1 protein-coding gene is annotated in these 776 nt (G+C 40.6%); it reads left to right on the top strand.

Features of this window, described 5'->3' with window-relative positions:
- Window positions 1-742 (top strand): DUF3108 domain-containing protein (locus E1163_RS00210; RefSeq protein ID WP_155168525.1); only part of this gene is annotated, 742 nt, incomplete at its 5' end.
- Between the last annotated feature and the right edge of the window lie 34 nt (window positions 743-776).

Below are 776 nucleotides of genomic sequence, written 5' to 3' on the forward strand. Positions count from 1 at the left end.
TGATCATGAGCGTCAGCACCGTACCGTTAAAAATAGTTGTTTCGTACGTGGAGAGGTGATCGAATACAAGGCGCATTACGGCTTCGTACATGCTGCGGAAGGCAGAATGGTGATCAGTGACGAAATCTATAATGTGAACAATCGCCCATGTTTCAAAATAGATGTATATGGTAAATCCATAGGAATGTTTGATCTCTTTTTACGCATCAGGGACAACTGGGGCACTTACCTCGATACCGGAGCGATAGTGACGCAGAAGTTCTATAGGGTAATAGAGGAGGGGAAATACCGTAAAAATGAAATTGTTGAATTCGATCATAGTGCCCAGGAGGCGAAGGTGAAGACTTTTGACAACAAAAAGCAAAAATGGAGACCTATTGAAACCTTTGATGTGCCTGCCAATGTACAGGACCTTGTCAGTGGCTATTATTATATCCGGACGCTGCAGTTTGATAAACTCAAAGAAGGGGACATAATAGAGGTTGATGCATTCTTTGATGATGAGGTTTACGATTTTAAGATCAGGTTTGTGGGCAGGGAAAATGTGAAAACCAAGCTCGGGCTGATCAAATCCATTGTACTTTCACCAATTATGCCGGAGAATAGCCTTTTTGACGGCGAAAATTCTGTTAAAGTTTGGATCTCCGATGATCGCAATAAAGTGCCTCTGAAAATTAAGGCTGAGATGTTTGTGGGAGCTGTCGAAATAGACATTACCAAATATGAAAAAGGTCTTGATTAAGGAATTGTTAAGATATCTTTATCAACTTTTTAAT

Source organism: Fulvivirga kasyanovii (assembly GCF_009711405.1).
Classification (GTDB): Bacteria; Bacteroidota; Bacteroidia; order Cytophagales; family Cyclobacteriaceae; genus Fulvivirga; species Fulvivirga kasyanovii.